General features: G+C 74.0%; 20 protein-coding genes and 1 pseudogene. 10 read left to right on the top strand and 11 right to left on the bottom strand.

All coding sequences use genetic code 11. From position 1 onward, the window contains the following. Positions 1-86: 86 nt before the first annotated feature. Together trxA and AB0424_RS17670 are read right to left on the bottom strand one after the other, a co-directional pair. Complete coding sequence (trxA, locus tag AB0424_RS17675; protein WP_366306334.1) at positions 87-452, bottom strand: thioredoxin; 366 nt, start codon at positions 450-452, stop codon at positions 87-89. Positions 453-632: 180 nt separating this feature from the next. Beyond that, complete coding sequence (locus AB0424_RS17670; RefSeq protein WP_366306332.1) at positions 633-872, bottom strand: hypothetical protein; 240 nt, start codon at positions 870-872, stop codon at positions 633-635. 232 nt (positions 873-1,104) lie between these two features. On the opposite strand from AB0424_RS17670, the pseudogene AB0424_RS17665 reads away from it, so the two are divergent. Both AB0424_RS17665 and AB0424_RS17660 read left to right on the top strand, forming a co-directional pair. Then, positions 1,105-2,741: pseudogene (locus tag AB0424_RS17665) on the top strand (alpha/beta hydrolase). Positions 2,742-2,957: 216 nt separating this feature from the next. Then, positions 2,958-4,409, top strand: coding sequence for an NAD(P)/FAD-dependent oxidoreductase (locus AB0424_RS17660; RefSeq protein WP_366306330.1), 1,452 nt, complete (start codon positions 2,958-2,960; stop codon positions 4,407-4,409). 16 nt (positions 4,410-4,425) lie between these two features. Here AB0424_RS17660 and AB0424_RS17655 read toward each other — a convergent pair whose 3' ends face one another. Continuing rightward, a complete protein-coding gene (locus tag AB0424_RS17655; RefSeq protein ID WP_366306328.1) occupies positions 4,426-5,061 on the bottom strand; it encodes a TetR/AcrR family transcriptional regulator in 636 nt (211 codons plus the stop codon). Positions 5,062-5,285: 224 nt separating this feature from the next. Between AB0424_RS17655 and AB0424_RS17650 the strand changes: the two genes are divergently transcribed. Both AB0424_RS17650 and AB0424_RS17645 read left to right on the top strand, forming a co-directional pair. Next, the gene (locus AB0424_RS17650) at positions 5,286-6,692 is read left to right on the top strand and encodes a cytosine permease (RefSeq protein WP_366306326.1); all 1,407 of its coding nucleotides are present in this window, start codon (positions 5,286-5,288) and stop codon (positions 6,690-6,692) included. A 55-nt stretch (positions 6,693-6,747) separates the two neighbouring features. Next, a complete protein-coding gene (locus AB0424_RS17645; RefSeq protein ID WP_366306325.1) occupies positions 6,748-8,415 on the top strand; it encodes an amidohydrolase in 1,668 nt (555 codons plus the stop codon). 76 nt (positions 8,416-8,491) lie between these two features. On the opposite strand, the gene AB0424_RS17640 is transcribed toward AB0424_RS17645, so the two are convergent. The 3 genes from AB0424_RS17640 to AB0424_RS17630 all read right to left on the bottom strand — a co-directional run bounded on the left by AB0424_RS17640 (position 8,492) and on the right by AB0424_RS17630 (position 10,172). Further along, complete coding sequence (locus AB0424_RS17640) at positions 8,492-9,184, bottom strand: DUF305 domain-containing protein (protein WP_366306323.1); 693 nt, start codon at positions 9,182-9,184, stop codon at positions 8,492-8,494. Between the two features lie 93 nt (positions 9,185-9,277). Then, entirely contained in the window at positions 9,278-9,772 is a 495-nt protein-coding gene (locus tag AB0424_RS17635) for a hypothetical protein (protein WP_366306321.1), read from the bottom strand. A gap of 55 nt (positions 9,773-9,827) precedes the next feature. After that, positions 9,828-10,172 carry a tetratricopeptide repeat protein gene (locus AB0424_RS17630; RefSeq protein WP_366306319.1) on the bottom strand — a complete coding sequence of 115 codons (345 nt, stop codon included), beginning with the start codon at positions 10,170-10,172 and terminating at the stop codon, positions 9,828-9,830. Positions 10,173-10,327: 155 nt separating this feature from the next. Here AB0424_RS17630 and AB0424_RS17625 point away from each other — a divergent pair, with 155 nt between their 5' ends. Beyond that, positions 10,328-11,293, top strand: coding sequence for a pirin family protein (locus AB0424_RS17625; RefSeq protein ID WP_366306317.1), 966 nt, complete (start codon positions 10,328-10,330; stop codon positions 11,291-11,293). 25 nt (positions 11,294-11,318) lie between these two features. Here AB0424_RS17625 and AB0424_RS17620 read toward each other — a convergent pair whose 3' ends face one another. Next, positions 11,319-12,092 (bottom strand): polysaccharide deacetylase family protein, encoded by a 774-nt coding sequence (locus AB0424_RS17620; protein WP_366306315.1) that lies wholly within the window; start codon positions 12,090-12,092, stop codon positions 11,319-11,321. Positions 12,093-12,392: 300 nt separating this feature from the next. Between AB0424_RS17620 and AB0424_RS17615 the strand changes: the two genes are divergently transcribed. The 3 genes from AB0424_RS17615 (at position 12,393) to AB0424_RS17605 (ending at position 14,578) form a co-directional block, all read left to right on the top strand. Next, on the top strand, positions 12,393-12,623 hold the full coding sequence (locus tag AB0424_RS17615; RefSeq protein ID WP_366306313.1) for a hypothetical protein: 231 nt from the start codon (positions 12,393-12,395) through the stop codon (positions 12,621-12,623). A gap of 214 nt (positions 12,624-12,837) precedes the next feature. After that, the gene (locus AB0424_RS17610; protein WP_366306312.1) at positions 12,838-13,395 is read left to right on the top strand and encodes a hypothetical protein; all 558 of its coding nucleotides are present in this window, start codon (positions 12,838-12,840) and stop codon (positions 13,393-13,395) included. 16 nt (positions 13,396-13,411) lie between these two features. Then, the gene (locus AB0424_RS17605) at positions 13,412-14,578 is read left to right on the top strand and encodes a hypothetical protein (protein ID WP_366306310.1); all 1,167 of its coding nucleotides are present in this window, start codon (positions 13,412-13,414) and stop codon (positions 14,576-14,578) included. Positions 14,579-14,858: 280 nt separating this feature from the next. Here the strand turns inward: AB0424_RS17605 and AB0424_RS17600 are convergent, their stop codons facing one another. From AB0424_RS17600 to AB0424_RS17590, 3 genes are all read right to left on the bottom strand, one after another. Further along, positions 14,859-15,002, bottom strand: a complete 144-nt coding sequence (locus AB0424_RS17600) for a hypothetical protein (RefSeq protein ID WP_366306308.1) — start codon at positions 15,000-15,002, stop codon at positions 14,859-14,861. 50 nt (positions 15,003-15,052) lie between these two features. Then, a complete protein-coding gene (locus AB0424_RS17595) occupies positions 15,053-15,409 on the bottom strand; it encodes a PRC-barrel domain containing protein (protein WP_366306306.1) in 357 nt (118 codons plus the stop codon). A gap of 177 nt (positions 15,410-15,586) precedes the next feature. After that, complete coding sequence (locus AB0424_RS17590; RefSeq protein ID WP_366306304.1) at positions 15,587-16,711, bottom strand: serine/threonine-protein kinase; 1,125 nt, start codon at positions 16,709-16,711, stop codon at positions 15,587-15,589. 275 nt (positions 16,712-16,986) lie between these two features. Here AB0424_RS17590 and AB0424_RS17585 point away from each other — a divergent pair, with 275 nt between their 5' ends. Together AB0424_RS17585 and AB0424_RS17580 are read left to right on the top strand one after the other, a co-directional pair. Then, the gene (locus AB0424_RS17585; RefSeq protein WP_366306302.1) at positions 16,987-17,211 is read left to right on the top strand and encodes a DUF6458 family protein; all 225 of its coding nucleotides are present in this window, start codon (positions 16,987-16,989) and stop codon (positions 17,209-17,211) included. A 64-nt stretch (positions 17,212-17,275) separates the two neighbouring features. After that, positions 17,276-17,650, top strand: coding sequence for a PRC-barrel domain-containing protein (locus AB0424_RS17580; RefSeq protein ID WP_366306300.1), 375 nt, complete (start codon positions 17,276-17,278; stop codon positions 17,648-17,650). Between the two features lie 237 nt (positions 17,651-17,887). On the opposite strand, the gene AB0424_RS17575 is transcribed toward AB0424_RS17580, so the two are convergent. Beyond that, complete coding sequence (locus AB0424_RS17575) at positions 17,888-18,115, bottom strand: DUF5133 domain-containing protein (protein ID WP_366306298.1); 228 nt, start codon at positions 18,113-18,115, stop codon at positions 17,888-17,890. Positions 18,116-18,315 lie beyond the last annotated feature (200 nt).

Raw genomic sequence — 18,315 nt, 5'->3', positions numbered from 1 at the left:
CGTACCCCTCGCGCACCGCTCGTGGGCACCCCGCCCGCGCGTCCCGGCGGACCGCCTGTGCGGTCCGCCGGCTCACGCGCGGTGCGTCACTTCTGCTGGGCTGCCTCGACGGACTTGCGGACCTCGTCCATGTCCAACTTGCGCGCCTGGCCGATGACGTCCTCCAGGGCGGCCTCCGGCAGCGCGCCCGGCTGCGCGAACACGGCCACGTTGTCGCGGACGATCATCAACGTGGGGATCGAGCGGATCTCGAACGCGGCCGCCAGCTCCTGCTGCGCCTCCGTGTCCACCTTCGCGAAGACCAGGTCCTCGTGCCGCTCGGACGCCGCCTCGAAGACCGGGGCGAACTGACGGCAGGGACCGCACCAGGAAGCCCAGAAGTCGATCAGGACGAACTCGTTCCCGCTGACGACCTCGTCGAAGTTGTCCTTGGTGAGCTCTACGGTGCTCATGCTTCCTGCCTTTCGCTGTCTCCTGGCGGTGTCCTCACGGTCCCCTGGGGACTCGCCCGGCACAACGGCGAAACGGCCCGAGCTATTCCGCACCCCGTCCGGCGGACGGGGGCCGGTCCCACGGCGACCCCGACCGCGAACCGACGAAGGCCGCGTCGCCACGGTCGGTCATCGGGGTGGTCAGTGCCAGACGGTGTCCCAGTCCTGGCTCGGGTCACCGCCGTTGTTCATGTCCACGTTCGACAGGATGCCGATGAGGACCAGGATCACCACGATCACCACGAGCACGCCGACCCAGAAATGATCCGCGGGCCCGGGTCGGTGGGTGTCCTGCGGGCGATCCGGCCGATCGTCGTCCCCGTCCCCGTCCCCGTCCCCGGCGGCGCGCCGGACCGCGTCGTCGTCTTCCCCGTCGACCATCGTGTGCCCCCTCCGGTCAGTGCCATGGCAGCGCGCCGCCCGTGCGGCGTCAAGTCTCCGCACGGGCATCGGCCCCGGACGGCGGAATTGTCACCGCGATGGCCGGGGAACGATCCTCCTGCGGTCGGACAGTGCGCCCCCCTGAGGGAGGATTCGCCGAACTTTCTTTTACGACAGGCTGGTTGGGTTCGAACGTCCACCTCCCACGAGGACCTGACTGACTGTGCGAAGCATGCGAATTGCACCCGTCGTGGCCATCGGCACGCTCGCGACGCTCCTTCCCGCTCTCACACCCGCCGCGGCCGCCGAGGCCGGGCCCCGGACGCGTACCGCCACGGCCGCCGGCACCGGCGCGGCGGCGGCGGACCCCCTGCAGCGGTACACGCGGCAGAAGCCGCGGTGGACCCGGTGCGGCGCGGAGACCCCGGCCGAACTCCAGTGCGCGACGATCGTGGTACCGCTCGACTACTCCCGCCCGGGAGGGAAGACCCTCTCCGTCGCGGTGTCCCGGACGAAGGCGACCAGCGCCCGCGACCGCCGGGGCGTCCTGCTGCTCAACCCCGGGGGCCCGGGCGGATCGGGCCTGGACATGCCGGTCTGGATGGCGCCGGAGCTGCCGGACGAGGTGAAGAAGCGGTACGACCTCGTCGGCTTCGACCCGCGGGGGGTCGGCCGGAGCGCCCCGGTCGGCTGCGGACTGAACGACGACGAGCTCCAGTGGCAACGCCCGTACAAGGCGGCGACGTTCGCCAAGGACGTCCGGTGGGCGCAGACCGTGGCGGCCAAGTGCCGGGCGAGGAACGGCTCCGTACTGCCCCACCTCACCACGCGCAACACCGCACGCGACATGGACGTGATGCGCGCCGTGCTCGGCGAGAAGAAGATCTCCTACCTCGGGTACTCCTACAGCTGTTCCCCCGGCGCGCCGACCGCTTCGTCCTGGACAGCGCGGTCGACCCGGAGCGGATCTGGCGCGGCATGATCCAGGTGTGGGCCGAGGGCGCGGAGCCGGCGTTCACGCGCTGGACGACCTGGACGGCCGCCCGCGACGCGACGTACGGACTCGGCCGTACCCCGGCCGAGGTGCGCGCGACGTTCTGGGCACTGGTCGCCCGCGCGGACCGCGACCCGATCGTGGTCGAAGGCACCGCCTTCACCGGTGACGACATCCGTGTCGGCAGCAGGGCCGTCTTCTTCGACGTCGCCTACGCGGCGGAGTCGATCGTCCGCCTCAAGGAGGCCGCCGCCGGCCGGACCCCGGCGGCACCCCGGACGAGCGAGCGACCGGCCCCCGTGCCGCCCTCGTTCACGCCGTTCGGCCCCGGCGCCGCCGGCCCGGCCGGTGCCCGGCTCGGCACGTCGGCCGCCGACGTCCCGTCGGACAACGGGGACGCCGCCTTCTGGTCCGTGGTGTGCGCGGACACCCGGGCCTGGCCCCGGGACCCGGAGCAGTACCGCCGCGACGCCATCCGCGACAAGGCCCGGTACCCGCTGTACGGCGACTTCGCGTCGCACATCAAGCCGTGCGCGTTCTGGGGGAACGGCTCCGAGCCCGCCACCCGGGTGAACAACTCCGTCGGCGCGCTGATCCTGCAGAACGAATGGGACTCCCAGACGCCGCTGGTCAGCGGCCAGGGACTGCGCCGGGCCATGAAGGGCGCCCGGATGGTGACGGTCCTGGGCGGCCAGGGCCACGGGGTCTACGGGATGAAGTCCTGCGCCGACGCGACCGCCACCGCCTACCTGGTCACGGGCCGGCTGCCGGCCCGCGACGCCGTCTGCCGCACTCCCGCCCCCGAGGCCGGGCACGCGCAGCGGCTGCCGCTCCCCACGCCCCAGGGGCTCCCGGGCGGGGAGGGCCGGTTCTGACGACACCGTGACCGGTCTCCGAGGCGGGCTCCGCCTCGGAGACCGGCGCCGGATCGACGGGCGCCGGACCGACAGGTGCCGGCCGACAGGTGTCAGGCCGACGGGCGCCGGGCCGGCCGATGTCGAGCGCCCTCCCCGCGCCTCCCCGGAGACTCGCGCGGCTCACCGGCGCAGAGAGCCGCGCCATTCCCCGCGCGTGCCACCAGACTGGGACCCATGACACGAACGGTGGACGCGGTGGAAGACGGGCTCGAGTACGACGTGGTGGTCCTGGGCGCGGGCCCGGTCGGCGAGAACGTCGTCGACCGGGTGAGGGCGGCCGGCCTCAGCGCGGCGATCGTGGAGAGCGAGCTGATCGGCGGCGAGTGCTCGTACTGGGCCTGCATGCCGAGCAAGGCCCTCCTGCGGCCCGCCATCGCCCGCTCCGACGCCCGCAAGGTCGCCGGCCTGCGGGAGTCGGTCTACGGACCGCTGGACGCGATGGAGGTCTTCGCCCACCGCGACAGCGTCGTCGGGGACTGGAAGGACGACGGCCAGGTCGACTGGCTGGACTCGATCGGCGTCCGCGTCCTGCGGGGACACGGCCGGCTCGCCGGGTCGCGCCGGGTGGAGGTCGCGGGCCCCGAGGGCGAGCGGCACGTGCTCACCGCCCGGCACGCGGTGGCCGTCTGCACCGGGACCCGCGCGGTCCTGCCGGAGCTGCCCGGCCTGCCCGGCGCGCACCCGTGGACCAGCCGTGAGGCGACCAGCGCCGACCGGGTGCCCCGGCGGCTGGTCGTCGTCGGCGGGGGAGTGGTGGGCGTCGAGATGGCCACCGCCTGGCAGGCCCTCGGCTCGCAGGTGACGATGCTCGTCCGGGGCGGCGGCCTGCTGCCGCGCATGGAGCCGTTCGTCGGCGAGCACGTGGCCGAGGCCCTCGCGACGCGCGGCGCGGACATCCGCACCGGCGCCGTCGTCACCGCCGTGGTGCGCGACGGCGGTGAGGGGCCGGTCACCGTGGTCCTGGAGGGCGGCGACCACGTCGAGGGCGACGAGGTGCTGTTCGCCACCGGCCGCGCGCCGCACACCGACGACATCGGACTGGAGAAGGTCGGCCTCGCGCCGGGCTCCTGGCTCGACGTCGACGACACCCTGCGGGTCACCGGCACCGACTGGCTGTACGCCGTCGGGGACGTGAACCACCGGGCGCTCCTGACCCACCAGGGCAAGTACCAGGCCCGGATCGCCGGCGCCGCGATCGCCGCCCGCGCGCTGGGCGCCCCGCCCCTGGACACCGGCCGCTGGGGCGCGCACGCGGCCACCGCCGACCACACGGCCGTCCCGCAGGTCGTCTTCAGCGACCCGGAGGCGGCCGCCGTCGGGCTGAGCCTCGCCGAGGCGGAGCGGGCGGGACACCGGGTCCGCGCGGTCGACCTGGACATGCGGCAGGTCGCCGGTGCCGGTCTGTACGCCCAGGGGTACCGGGGCCACGCCCGGATCGTCGTCGACCTCGACCGGGAGGTGCTCCTCGGCGCGTCCTTCGTCGGTCCCGGCATCGGCGAGCTGCTCCACTCGGCGACGGTCGCCGTCGCCGGCGAGGTCCCCGTCGCCCGCCTCTGGCACGCCGTGCCGTCCTACCCCACGCTGAGCGAGGCGTGGCTGCGTCTCCTGGAGGCGTACCGCGGCTGACCCGGCGTCATGTCCGTCACCCGGAGGGGCCGTCGTCCTCTCCGGGCGGGTACGGGGCGATCAGCAGCCGGGCCGCCGAGCGGGCCGCCTCCAGTGCGGGCCGCGGATCGCCGCGTGACTCCTGTCCCAGCACGACGCGGGTGCTCAACCCGTCGAGCAGGGCCAGGAGTTCGGAGGCGCGCGCGGCCGTGTCGAGGGGGGCGAAGCGGCGGCGTGCGACGCCCGCCGCGAGCAGGGCCTCCAGGTCCTGCTGCCAGCCCTGGTCCAGTTCCTCCTGGGCCTCGCGGAGGGATCCGTTGCCGGGCGTGCGCGCCCAGAGCTCGATCCACAGGGTCCAGCGGGGATCGCGGGGGCCGCGCGGCAGGTAGAGCCGGAGGAAGAGGTCGAGCTTGCGCTCGGCGGTGAGGCGGCGGGCCATCAGCGCCCGGCGCTCCTCGGCGAGCGCGGCCTCGCTCCACCGGAGCGCGGCGAGCAGCAGCAGGTCCTTGCTGCCGAAGTAGTACAGGATGTGGCCGCCGCTCGTGCCGAGCCGCTCCGCGAGCGCGGACATGGTGAGCGAGGCGAGGCCGTCCTCGGCGATCGCCGTCATCGCCTCCTCCAGCATCCGCTCCTGGGTGACGTGTCCGTCCCGTCGTCGTGCCGCGCCTGCCACCGCGCCGTCCCCGTCCTGCCGATCCGTGTGCCGCCGCGTACGGCGGCGCTTGCCGTGTGTACCCGCCGGGTGTCTCCGTGCACCACCGGGTGCGGGATCGACCCTAACCGCATCGGCTGCAGGTCTTGACGTGGGCCGAACCCATCGCACATCTTGAATGTCGTTCAAGAACTTAGAACGACGTTCAAGATCCTCGGGACAGGATCCGACGACAGGAGTGCGATGTGCTGGGACACGAGACGGCGGCCGTGACCGCGGGCCGTCCGGCGGCCGACGAGGTCTTCCAGGTCGAGGAACACGGCATCGACCCCATACCCGACGCCGAACGCCACGGCGGCGCCAAGGACGTCTTCTGGCTCTGGTTCGGCTCGAACCTCACGTTCACGTACGTCATCAACGGCGCCCTGGCCGTCGCCTTCGGGCTCTCCTTCTGGCAGGCCACCGCCGTCGTCGTGATCGGCGGCCTCTCCTTCACCGCCATCGGCGCGGCCGGCCTCAGCGGCGTGCGCACCGGCACCGCCACCCTGGTGATCTCCCGGGCCGCGTTCGGCATCCGGGGCAACTGGCCCGCCGGGCTCCTCAACTGGATCGTCAGCATCGGCTACACCATCGTCAACACCGTGGTCGGCACCCTCGCCCTCGAAGCGTTCTTCGCCGACCTCGGCTGGCACGGCGGACACGCCGCCCGCGCGCTCGCCCTCGGCGTCACCCTCGCGCTGACCTTCGTCGTCGCCCTCTGGGGCCACGCCACCGTCCAGTTCGCCGAACGCTGGATGGCCTACGTCCTCGCCGTCGGCTTCGCCGCGCTCCTCGTCCTCGTCCTCCCCGGCACCGACACCGCCGCCCCCGCCGCCGCGCCCGGCGCCTCCGGGTGGAGCCTCGCCTTCGTCGTCATGCTCGCGGGCCCCTTCTCGTACCTCCCCATGCCCGCCGACTACACCCGCTACCTGCCCCGGACGACCTCCCTCAAGGCCGTCACCTGGAGCGGGGCCCTGGGCGGCTTCCTCTCCTCCGTGGCCCTCGGCGTCGCGGGCGTGGCAGCCGCCACCCAGACGGACATGACCGACGCCGTCGCCGGGACCGAGAGCCTGCTCCCCGGCTGGTTCCAGCCCCTCTTCCTCGCCCTCGTGCTCGGCGGATCCGTCACCAACTCGATCATCACGCTCTACTCGTCGAGCCTGAACCTCCAGGTCCTCGGCATCCCCTGGACCCGCGCCCGGGCCATCGTCATCAGCGCCGGCGTCACCGCCGCGGGCTCCCTCGGCGCCCTCTTCCTCACCGACTTCACCACCTCGCTCCTCTCCTTCCTCTCCCTCCTCATCATCGTCTTCGCCCCCTGGGGCGGGGTCTTCCTCGCCGACATGGTGCTCCGGCGCTGCACCTACGACGCCGCCGGCCTGCACACGGGCCCCGGCGGCGCCTACTGGTACCGCGGCGGCTGGCACCCCGCCGGCCTCCTGGCACTCCTCTCCGGCCTCCTCTTCTCCGCCCTCACCTGCGACTCCGAGCTCTGGACCGGCCCGCTCGTCGCCCCGCTCGGCGGCGCGGACCTCACCCTGCTCGGCGCGGCCGTCTCCGCCCTGGTCTACGTGCTCCTCGCCCGGCGGACCGTCGCACCGCTCCGCGCCTGACCCCCGCCCCCACCCGCCTCGACACGCTCGTACGCACCCCACGGAGTCACCCCGCATGAACGGCACCACCCAGCCCCCCGCCGACCTCCTCCTCACCGGCGCCCGGATCCACACCGTCGACCCGGCGCTCCCCGAGGCCGAGGCGCTCGCCGTCCGCGCCGGCCGGATCGTCTGGCTCGGCTCCGACGCCGAGGCCGACGCCTGGGCCGGACCCGGCACCCGGGTGCTCGACGCCGGGGGACGGCTCGTCCTGCCCGGCTTCGTCGACGCCCACAACCACGTCCGCCTCGGCTCCGACGACGCCTGCGTCCAGCTGGCCGGCGCCCGCACCCTCGACGCGATCCACGAACGGATCCGCACCTGGCACGCGGCCCACCCCGACGCCGAGTGGATCGAGGCGGAGGCGTTCGACTACTCCGCCGTCCCCGACGGGCGGATGCCCACCGCCGCCGACCTCGACCCCGCCACCGGCGACACCCCCGCCCTCGTCCTCAGCTACGACGTCCACACCGCCTGGCTCAACACCGCCGCCCTGCGCCGCCTCGGCGTCGACCGCGACCACACCGACCTGCCCTTCGGCCGGGCGGTCACCGACCCCGAGACCGGCGAGCCCACCGGATTCGTCAAGGACTTCGCCGTCCGGGGGCTCTCCCGCGACGGTCACCGCGCCCTCCGCGACATCGGCCTCCCCTGGGCCTCCCCGGACCGCCAGTACGGCCGCCTCGCCCGGAGCCTCGACGACGCCATCGGCTTCGGCATCACCACCGTCGTCGAACCCCAGAACTCCCTCGACGACCTCGCCCTCTTCCAGCGCGCCCGCGCCGAGGGACGGCTCCGCTCCCGGATCGTCGCCGCCCTCTTCCACCCCCGCGGCACCACCGACGCCGACCTCGACGCCTTCGAGGCGGCGGCGCGCGAGTTCGCCGACGACCGGCTGCGCGTCGGCCCCCTCAAGCTCTACATCGACGACGTCGTCGAACCGCGCACGGCCGCCCTCCTGGAGCCGTACGCGGGCTGCTCCCACCACCGCGGCGACACGTTCTACCCGCCCGAGGAGTTCGCCGAGCTGCTCACCCGGCTCGACGCGCGCGGCTTCCAGTGTTTCGTCCACGCCACCGGCGACCGGGGCATCCGCACCGTGCTCGACGCCGTCGAGCACGCCCGCGCCGCCAACGGCCCGCGCGACGCCCGCCACCAGATCGTCCACGTCGAATGCCTGGACCCGGCCGACACCCCGCGCTTCGCCGCCCTCGGCGTCGTCGCCTGCATGCAGCCCCGGCACGCCGCCCCCGACATCGCGGGACCCGGACAGGACTGGGCCGAGAACGTCGGCCCCGACCGCTGGCACAAGGCATGGCCCCTGCGCAGCCTGCACGCCGCCGGAGCGGTCCTCGCCCTCTCCAGCGACTGGAACGTCGCCGAGATGGACCCCATGGTCGGCATCCACGCCGCCGTCACCCGCCGTCCGCCCGGCGGCGGCGACGCCTGGACGGCCGGCGAGACCATCGATGTCACGACCGCCGTCGAGGGCTACACGATGGGCTCGGCCTACGCCAACTTCCTCGACCACGAGCGCGGTTCGCTGACCGTCGGCAAGCTCGCCGACTTCGTGGTCCTCTCCCGGGACATCCTGCGGATCGACCCCGACGAGATCCCCGGCACCGTCGCCCGGACCGTCGTGGTGGGCGGCGAGGTGGTCGTGGAGCGCCCCGAGGGCGAGTGACGACGGCCGCACCCGACGCGGGAGGCCCTGCACGCGCGCGCGTGCAGGGCCTCCGTACGCGGGGGCCGGGACGTGATCAGATCCGGTCGAGGATCCTCCGCAGCGCCGCGATCTCCGCGGACTGCGTGCGCACGACGTCGTCGGCGAGCTTCCTGGCCGTGGCGTTGCGGCCGTTCTTCCGCTCGTCCTCGGCCATCGCCACCGCCCCGTCGTGGTGCGCGATCATCAGCTCGGCGAACCTGCGGTCGAAGGCGGCACCCTTCGCGGCGGCCAGGTCCTTCATGTCCTGGTCGGACATCATCCCGGCCATCCCGCCTTCGGAGCCGGAGCCGTGTGCGGACCCGTGCGCGGACCCGTGGTCCGCCGACTCGGGCCTGCCCCAGCCCTTGAGCCAGGCCCTCATCTTCGCGATCTCCGGGTCCTGGGCCCGCTCGACGGCGGCGACCAGCTCCTTGATCTCGGCGTCCTCGGCCCGGCCGTCGGCGAGCTTCGCCATCTCCAGGGCCTGCTCGTGGTGCGGGATCATCATCTGCGCGAACATGACGTCCGCGTCGTTGAACGCTCCGGGTGCGCCGGCCTCGGCGGCCGCTCCCGAAGGGGCGGCGGTGGCGCCGGAACCGGCCGAGGCGGTGGCCGGGGCGGACGGGCCGCCGTGGTCCGCTCCGCTCATGCCGTCGTCCGCGCCGCAGGCGGAGAGCAGGAGCCCCGTCGCGGTGGCGGCGCCGATGAGGGCGATCTTCCGGGTGGTGCGGTTCGTGAAGGCACGCATGTCGTGACACCTCGTGTGCTGGTCGTACGGGCGGAAACGGGCAGGCCGAAGGTGCTCACGGGCAGCGCGAGGCGCCCGCGGCGGCGGTACGGCCTATATCCGCAGGACGGACAGACGGGCGAGGTCAGGTGGCCGACGGGGCGGCGCGTGCGGACGGCGTGCGGGGGAGAGCCGCGCGAGGAGCAGGGTCAGCCACTCGGGGCGGCGCCCGAGCGCGGCCCGTACCAGCCCGGCGAGGAGCCATGCGCCGAGGACGGCCACGCACAGCGTCGTCATGTCCGTCCCCGCCCCGGGCTCGTGCCGCGCGTCGGAGCCACCGGCTCCGTGCGAGGGGGAGGCCGGGGCGGCCACGGGGCGGGAGTCCGCGGTGCCGGCGAAGGCCGTCGCGGGGGCCCGTTCGGTTGATGCGGCGGGCGCCATCGCGTGGCCCCCGCCGGACCCGGCGACGTGGGCTCCCGAGCCGCCGCCGGAGCCCTCGGGGTGACCGACGGCGTGCATCAGGAACACCCCGAGCGCGAGCACGACGACGAGCAGGAGGTGCGCCAGGGCACCTCCTGCTCGTCCGTCGTGTTCCGCTCGGGGTGTCATCACAGCCAGGACCTCCTGGCCGCCGAATGTACCGTGCGGGGGTATCAGTGGCGCGTCAGGACACGGTCTCGCCCGTCATCGCGGCGGCCATCCGCAGATGCGGCGCCGCCTCGGCCGTACGGCCCAGGCGCTCCAGGGTGCGCCCCAGCATCAGACGGGCGTAGTGCTCGACCGGGTCGCGGTCGAGGACGGCCCGCAGCTCGGTCTCGGCCTTGGAGAGCCGGGCGGAGTGGTAGTACGCCCGCGCCAGCAGGAGCCGCTGGGCCGTCTGCTCCGGGTGCTCGGCGACGAGTCCGCTCAGGATGCGGGCGGCGGTGCCGTACTCCTTCGCCTCGAAGAACAGCCGCGCCCGGTCCCAGCGCTCTCCGGCCGTTCCGAACTCGTAGTACGTGTCGCTCACTTGCCGCCCCTTTCCCGAGGCCCTGATCTGCCACCCTGTGGGGTGGTCGATCACGTCAACAAGGCGAGTTGGTTGAACATTCCACCATGGGGTGCCCCGACGCGCTCCCGGGGGCGCCCCGACCCCCGGAACCCGGACAGAAAAGGTTGAGCGACATGAGCAATCTTGATCGTCAGGCCGCGCCGACCGTCTGCGGCGGTCGTGGCTTCGTCGTCGCCGAGCCGGTGCGGGAGCTGCTCAGCCCCCGCCGCGTCCGGCTCGGCGAGTCGACCGAGGTCCGCCGGCTGCTGCCGAACCTGGGCCGGCGCATGGTCGGCGCCTGGGCCTTCGTCGACCACTACGGGCCCGACGACATCGCCGACGAACCGGGGATGCAGGTCCCGCCCCACCCGCACATGGGGCTCCAGACCGTGAGCTGGCTCCATGAGGGCGAGGTCCTGCACCGCGACTCCACCGGCAGCCTCCAGACGATCCGCCCGCGCGAGCTCGGCCTGATGACCTCGGGCCGCGCGATCTCCCACTCGGAGGAGAGCCCCCGCCCGCACGCCCGCTTCCTGCACGGCGCCCAGCTCTGGGTGGCCCTCCCCGACGCCCACCGCCACGTCGAGCCCCACTTCCAGCACCACGCCGAGCTGCCCCACGTCACCGCCCCCGGCCTCACCGCCACCGTCCTCCTCGGCAGCCTCGACGGCGCCACCTCCCCGGGCACCACCTACACCCCCCTCGTCGGCGCCGACCTCTCCCTCGCCGCCGGCGCCGAGACCCGTCTCCCCCTCGACCCCGACTTCGAGTACGCCGTCCTCTCCATGTCCGGCGAAGCCCACGTCGACGGCGTCCCCGTCCTGCCCGGCTCCATGCTCTACCTCGGCTGCGGCCGTACCGAACTCCCCCTCCACGCCCTCTCCGACGCCGGCCTCATGCTCCTCGGCGGCGAACCCTTCGCAGAGGAACTCGTCATGTGGTGGAACTTCGTCGGCCGCACGGACGAGGAGATCCGCCAGGCCCGCGAGGACTGGATGAAGAGCGACCGCTTCGGCGAGGTGAAGGGCTACGACGGCGACCGCCTCGACGCCCCGGACGTCCCGGCCACCCACCTGAAGTCCCGAGGCCGCGTCCGCTGAGCCGGGCGAGGCGCCTGCGGCGGGGTCAGCGGGTGGGGTAGCCGTAGGTGTAGCCCTCTTCCTTGAGGCGGGGGAGGAGCCGGCGGAGGGCTTCGACGGTCTGGGATCGGTCGCCGCCGGCGTCGTGGAAGAGGAGGGTCGGGCCGTTGGGGAGTTCGCGTTCGACGGTGGCGACGATGGCGTCGGTGCCGGGCCGTTCGAAGTCCTTGGTGTCGACGTTCCAGCCGAGCGGGCGCATGCCGCGGGAGGCGGCGACGCCGCGGCTGTAGGGGGTGAAGGCGCCGCCGGGCGCGCGGTAGTAGACGGGGCGGACGCCGCCGGACGCCTGGGTGATCATACGTTCGGCGTCGAGGATCTGCTGCTTCTGGTAGTCCTGGGACGCCTTGTCCATGGAGGTGTCGTGCGAGACCGAGTGGTTGCAGAGCCGGTGCCCGGCGGCGACGACCTTCTTGACGAGGTCGGGGTGGGCCTGCGCCTGCGTCCCCACCATGCAGAACGTGGCCTTCACCCCGTACTCCCGCAGCACGTCGAGCACTTGAGGCGTCCACACGGGGTCGGGCCCGTCGTCGATGGTGATGTTGACGCCCCGCGCGCCGGCCTCCGAGGCGTGCGCGATGGTCACCGAGACCGGCTTGACGGCCTCGACCGGCGCGGCCGGCCTGCTCGCGCTCGGCGGAGCGTCGTTCGTGGAACCGGCGTGCGCGGTCCACACCGACGCGCCGGTCGCGAGGACCGTCACCCCGAGCGCCGCCCCGACCAGCTTGCCGTACCAGCCGCGCCCGTCACCGTGCCGTGCCATGTCCGCCCCCACTCTTTCCCCCGGTTCCCCACCGGCTCCTGATCGCGTCGCGACCACTCGTCAGGACGGCGTTCGGCCGTCGGGGGATGCGTCCGTTACCGATCACGGACAATTTCGGGGGAGTTCGCGGACAACTCCGTCCGGAGGAGGCGGGAACCCGAGCGCCTCCGCGTGCGAAGCCGTCGGTGCTCCCCGCGTGGCGCGGAGGTGTGTGCGGCGCGCCGTCGAGCAGGGTAGAAGCGGCACAGGAGCTTACGGACCCGCGGACGCGGGGCCGTCGAATCACGGAGGCGATGCACCATGGCGTTGGCGCTCTCCCTCATTTCCGCCGGTGAGGCGGGCCTGCTGATCCCGGCGGGCGAGGTCACCGCTCTGCTGCGGCAGCTCGCGGACGACGGCGCGGGGTCCCTGGACGAGAGCGGTTCGGGCGAGGAGGCCGCCCGGACGCTCGTCGAGCAGCTGCTCTCCGTGGCCGATCAGCTCGATGCCGAGTGCATCGCCTTCCTCCCGCCCCGCGACGAGAGTTCCTGACCCGCCGCGCGCATGCCGCATGACCTGCATCGGCGCCTCTCGGCCGTGACCTCGCACCGAGGCGGCGGCACCTCGCCGCGGGGACGGCGCGTGTACGTCCGCTGACGTCCGGTTTGCGTCGCGGGGCTCGGGGCACGCGGACCGCTACGAGTCCCCGGAGCCCAGGGGACGGGACAGTGCGACTCGCCGAGAGAGCACGGAGGGGTGAGAGCCGATGTCGACCGGAATCGTCCTGGCCGTCGTCCTGGCCGCCGCGGTCGTGGTGGCCGCGTGCGTCGCCGCGGCGGTGGCCCGCAGAAGACGGGACCGACTGCGCGACCGCTTCGGACCGGAGTACGAACGGGCCGTGGCGGCCCGCGGCAGCAGAAGGGCCGCGGAACAGGAACTCGACGCCCGCGAACGCCGCTTCCACGACCTCGACGTCAAGCCCGTGACGAGCGCCGCCCGCGAGCAGTACGCCCGCCTGTGGAGCCGGGTCCAGGAGGAGTTCGTGGACCGGCCCGAGGCCGCCGTGAACGGCGCCGACGAGCTGGTGAGGGCGCTGATGCGGGACCGCGGCTACCCCGCCGAGGGATACGAGCAGCGGCTGCGCGACCTGTCCGTGCGCCACGGCCGCACGCTGGAGCACTACCGGGCCGCCCTGGAGGTGCACGCGCTGAGCACCTCCAACGCCGCCACCACCGAACAACTGCGGGGTGCGATGACGGACTACCGCACCCTCTTCGACGACCTGCTCGCCGACGGCGAGCCGACCGGCGCACGCCGGTCCTGACGCGAAGGCAGGAGACATGCGACGACACCACCAGGAGACGCCCGAGCGGACGACGCAGGCACCCGCCCGACGCCACCACACCGACCACACGGCCGAGCGCACCGACCCCTGGGCGGAACCGCGGCGCCCCGGCCCCACCGCACCCGGGTCCGGGACGACGGACGGTGACGCGGGGCGCGCCCCCGTCGAGCGGACCCCGTCGGTCGCACCGCCCGCGAGCGAGGAGACCCCGCGTCAGGACGGCCCGCCCTGGCAGGCCCCGCGCCGGGACGAGCGTCGTGAGGAAGAGCCTCGTGAGGATGTGCCGCATGCGGACGGGCCGCGCCCGCAGGCTTCGCAGGGCAACGAACCGGCCCAGGGCGCCCTGCCCCCGCAGGCTCCGGGCCAGGAGGCCCCGCCGCCGCACATCCGGCCGGAGCAGGCCGCGCCCCCGCAGGCCGCACCCGAGTACTTCGAGTCCCCTCAGGCCCCGCCTCCGCCGCAGGTCCCTCCGCAGCGAGCCGAGTCTTCGCAGGGCACATCCGGGCAGGGGATTCCGCCGCAGGCCGGCTCTCCGTACCCCGGGCCCGGTCAGGGCGCTCCCGCCCCGCAGGTGCCGCGCCAGCAGCCCAGGGCCCCGCACGCCGGGGCCCCGCCGGTGCCGCGGATCCCGGCCCAGAAGCCGTCCGTACCCCATGAGCCGTCCGTCCCCCCGATGCCGCCCGTGCCGCCCGGCCCGGACGCGGCCGCGTCCGCGGACGGAGGCGACCACGACGCCCGGCGTACGCACGGGGCCCCCGACCACCACGGCACTCCCGGCGCGCCGGTCTCCGAGGGCCCGCGCCGGGACGCACCGGGGGCGGGGGCGGCGGGGCGAGGCCCCGCGCAGGAGGCACATCCCGCGCGGCCCCATGACAGGGCGGAGGACGAGGAGGTCCCCGACCTGCTCGGCGCCGGGGACCAGGAGGCGTTCCGCGCGCGGTGGCGGGAGGTCCAGGGCCGGTTCGTGGACGACCCGCGCCAGGCGGTCCACGCGGCCGACGTGCTCGTCGGCGATGTGATGAGGACCCTGGCCGACACCTTCGCCCAGCACCGGAACACGCTCGAAGGACAGTGGAGCATGGGCCGCGACGCCGACACCGAGAGCCTGCGCCACGCGCTGCGCCAGTACCGCGCCCTGCTCCACCTGCTCCTCGACGCCTGACCTCCGTCACCCGACCGACCCTCAGGCTCTCGCCGGCCCCGGGGCCTTCCGGCCCCGGGGCAACCTCTCGGGACACCCCTCGGACGACCGTCGTACGGTCGCCCCGATCCCCGCCGCCCGGCCGTGCGCTCGGCACCCAGACCCGCACCGCCGGGTGGCGGCATGCGCGGGGCCGACCAGGAGAGCCGGAGGGCCCGACGGGGACGTACGCATACGACGACGCCCTGCGCGGTATCCCGCGCAGGGCGTCGTGTCGTACCGGCGCAGGCCGGAGGGGCCGTCAGCGGCGGCGTAGCTTGCCGAGGAGGCGCTGCGCCTGGGCACGGCGGTGGGGGTCGGCGGCGGCGCGGCGGACGGTGGCCACCGCGCGGCGGCCCTGGGGGCTCTGGCGGAGGCGCTTGATGCGGGCGAGCAGTGCGGTCACGGGATTCTCCTCCGGTCGACGGGGCGGGGTGTCGTGTGCGGGTCTGGGGCTCAGCGGAAGAACGCGAGGTAGTAGTCGAGGAGCCGCATGCGGTGCGGCCCGTCGTCATGGGGCTGGTCGGGGCCGGGCTCGAAGGACGGGGCGGCCTCGATCTGGGCCCTGGAGCAGTTGACGCGGAGGGATTCCGCGCGGGCGTCGACCGAGGTCACGACACCCGCCGGAAGGATGACGCGCCGGTCGGGGAGCCACGGTTCCGTGTCGACCACGACGTGGCTCCGGCCCGCCTCCGCCTCGTGCAGGGCGACCTTGCCGACGGGCCCGTCCGTGGCCTCGACGCTGTATCCCGTCAGGTCCAGGTGGGCCGCGTGGGCCGTCGTCTCCCCATAGGTCCAGATGTCGTGCGTCATGGGTGCTCCCTTCCTGCCGTCGGGATGATCCGCACCCGGTGGGGTGCGCTGCTGGTCCGTGTTGCCCGAAGACGCCGTTTCACGCCTCCTGGTCTCCGGCTTTCGCGGCCCGCGTCTCGCTCGGCGGAAGGGCTCCTGTGTAAGGGCTTTGAGTGACCGTCAGTGACCGGCGGGGCGTCAGGAGTGCGGCGGGGGAGCAGGGGGCGCCGTGCTCGGCGACGTCTGCGGGGACGCCTCCGGTGCGTCGCCGGCGGGGGAGCTGGACAGGGAGCCGGTGAGCGAGAGGCCGATCGTGGCCAGGGTCGCGGCGACGGCCCGTACGCCGGTGGGGCGACGGCCGGGGCGCGCGGAGGAACGGTCGGCGGAACCGGTGGCCGGGCGGCCGGGTGCGCGGGAGGCCGACGGGGTGGCGGGCGGTTCGGGGGAACGACCCGCCGTACGCGGGTCGGCGAGGGCCTTCGCGCAGGCGGCGGCGTCGGGGCGGGACGCGGGGCTGCGGGCGGTCATGGCCGTGAGCAGGCGGGCGAGCCGGGGCGGGAGGCCGGACGGGAGCACGGGAGCACGGTGGAGGTGCGCGAGCGCGGCCTCCAGGGGCGCTCCTCCGTACTCCGCCTCTCCTTTGAGGGTTTCGAGGAGGACGAGACCCAGGCTGTACACGTCGGCGCGGGGGCCGGCGTGCCGCCCCAGGGCCTGTTCGGGGGCCATGTACGAGGCGGTTCCCAGGAAGGTGTGGTCGGGCTCGGGCTCGGGCTCCGGCGGTACGTCGAGGCGGCGGGATATGCCGAAGTCCGCGAGGTGCGGGACGTCCGTCGTGTCCAGGAGGATGTTCGACGGCTTGACGTCGCGGTGGACGACGTCGCGCGCGTGCACATGGGCGAGGGCCGAGGCCAGGGCCGCCCCGACACGGCAGGTCTCGACGGGGGTGAGGACCGCGCGGGCGACGCGCCGGCGCAGGGTCGTGCCCTCGACGAGCTGCATCACCAGGTACGGGCGGCCCTCGTCGCTGCCCGTGTCGTAGAGCGTCACCAGACCGGGGTGCTGCATCCGTGCGAGGAGCCTGCCCTCCTCGGCGCACTGCGCCTCCGGTCCGTGCGGGCCCGAGGCGCACTGGGCCTCCGCTCCGTGCGGGCCCGACGGCCGGAACATCTTCACCGCCACGGCCCGGCGCAGCCGCAGGTCCTGCGCCTCGTACACGTCGGCCGCCCCGCCGCGGCCCAGAAGGCGGTCGAGCCGGTAACGGCCGGCGACGGCGTGGGCCGTCAGCCGGAGATCCGGATGGATGGACCTCGCGCGGACCTGCATCGGGTTCTCCCTGGGGGTGTGCGCCGGCCTCTGGCGCCGGCCCGTCGGCGGATGCCCTCCCGTCGGTGTGCGGAGGCCCGCGACTGTCGCGTGCCCCGTCGTGCCGCGAACATCCCCGCGGGGGAGGGGAGATGGAGGGGGCGGCCCGCGCGGGGCCGGGGACAGGGACCTTCCGCGAACGGCCGAGGACAGGGACCTTCCGTGAACGGCCGGGCATGAACGGGCGAGACCCGGGAACGCGGAGCCTGTCGAACCCGCATGGGAGGGAGCAACCAATGGGTCTGGGACTCTGCATCATCCTGATCGCCGTCGGCGCCGTTCTGACGTTCGCGACCGACTGGGAGATCGAATCGGTCGACCTCGATCTGGTCGGTCTGATCCTCATGGCGGTCGGCTTCCTAGGAACCGCCGTCTACACCAGTGTCCTTCGCCGCCGCCGGATGGTGGTCCCGCCCGTGGCGCCCACGGTCACCGAGGACAGCCGCCGCGACCTCCTCTGAGAGGTCCCGCGCCCGCCCCGTGCGACGACGAGACACGACGTACCGCAGCAGAGGAGTGACAGCAATGACCGACCGCATCTGGAGCTACAGCACACAGTCCGGCCATCTGACGGGCACCGACCTCACCGGATGGCGCGTCGAGGCGTCCGACGGCCACATCGGCAAGGTGGACAAGCACTCCGAGGAGGCCGGTGACGCCTACCTGGTCGTGGACACCGGCGTCTGGATCTTCGGCAAGGAGGTCCTGATCCCGGCGAGCGCCGTGACCCTCGTCGACCTGGAGGAGCAGGTGCTGCACCTGGCCCTCACCAAGGAACAGGTCAAGGACGCCCCCGAGTTCTTCTCCGAGAAGCACCTCGCCGACCGGCAGTACCGCGAGGAGATCGGCGCGTACTACGGCGTCGGCGGCCCGTTCCACGGCGGCCCCGGCATCATCTGACACCACGCCCGGCAGCCGACGGCCCGGAACGGAGCACAGGCTCCGTCCCGGGCCGGCCGCATGCCCGGAGACGGTGGCGGACCTCACGCGGGCCGGGTGCGCCCGCCCTCCGCAGCGACCCGACCTCCGCCGTGGCCCCGTCGTCCGGCGCCTGGCGCGCGACACACGAGAGCCCGGCACGGCCTCGGGGGGAAGGCGGCCGTGCCGGGCTCTCGGGCAAAGGGGGCCTGAGGGGGCTCAGGCGGTGAGGACGGAGTCGTCCTCCGGGCGGGCGCCGGGCAGTCCGTGGCGGGCCGCTATGAGAGCGGTGTCCACGTCCCGCGTGCCGGTGGAGACACAGAGCGTGTAGGCCACGTCGTCCATGCGCTGCCGCACCTCGGCGCCGCCGTTCTCCGCGTGCAGGAGGCGAAGCGTCTCGTACTGCTCGATGAGATTGCGCAGGATCGCGGGGTGGGCCATCAACATGTGCGACTCCCTCGTCTTCAGGGCGCCGACCGCCCGGTTCGAAGCGGCGCCTACCCGGGGATCGGGGTTCCATGCGGGGTGATCGTGGGCAGGTGTGGACAGGGTCGACAGTGTTTTCAGGCCGCCCGGCACCGCACTGCCCTCCTCGTGTGGATCACGGGGAGGTAGTGTCGTCATGATTGCCGTACGGCAACGGTTGA

Origin of the sequence: Streptomyces sp. NPDC051180 (genome assembly GCF_040689545.1) — a bacterium.
Lineage (GTDB): Bacteria > Actinomycetota > Actinomycetes > Streptomycetales > Streptomycetaceae > Streptomyces.
The sequence above is the reverse complement of the archived record's forward strand: the minus strand, read 5'-3'. Positions and strand labels throughout refer to the sequence as shown.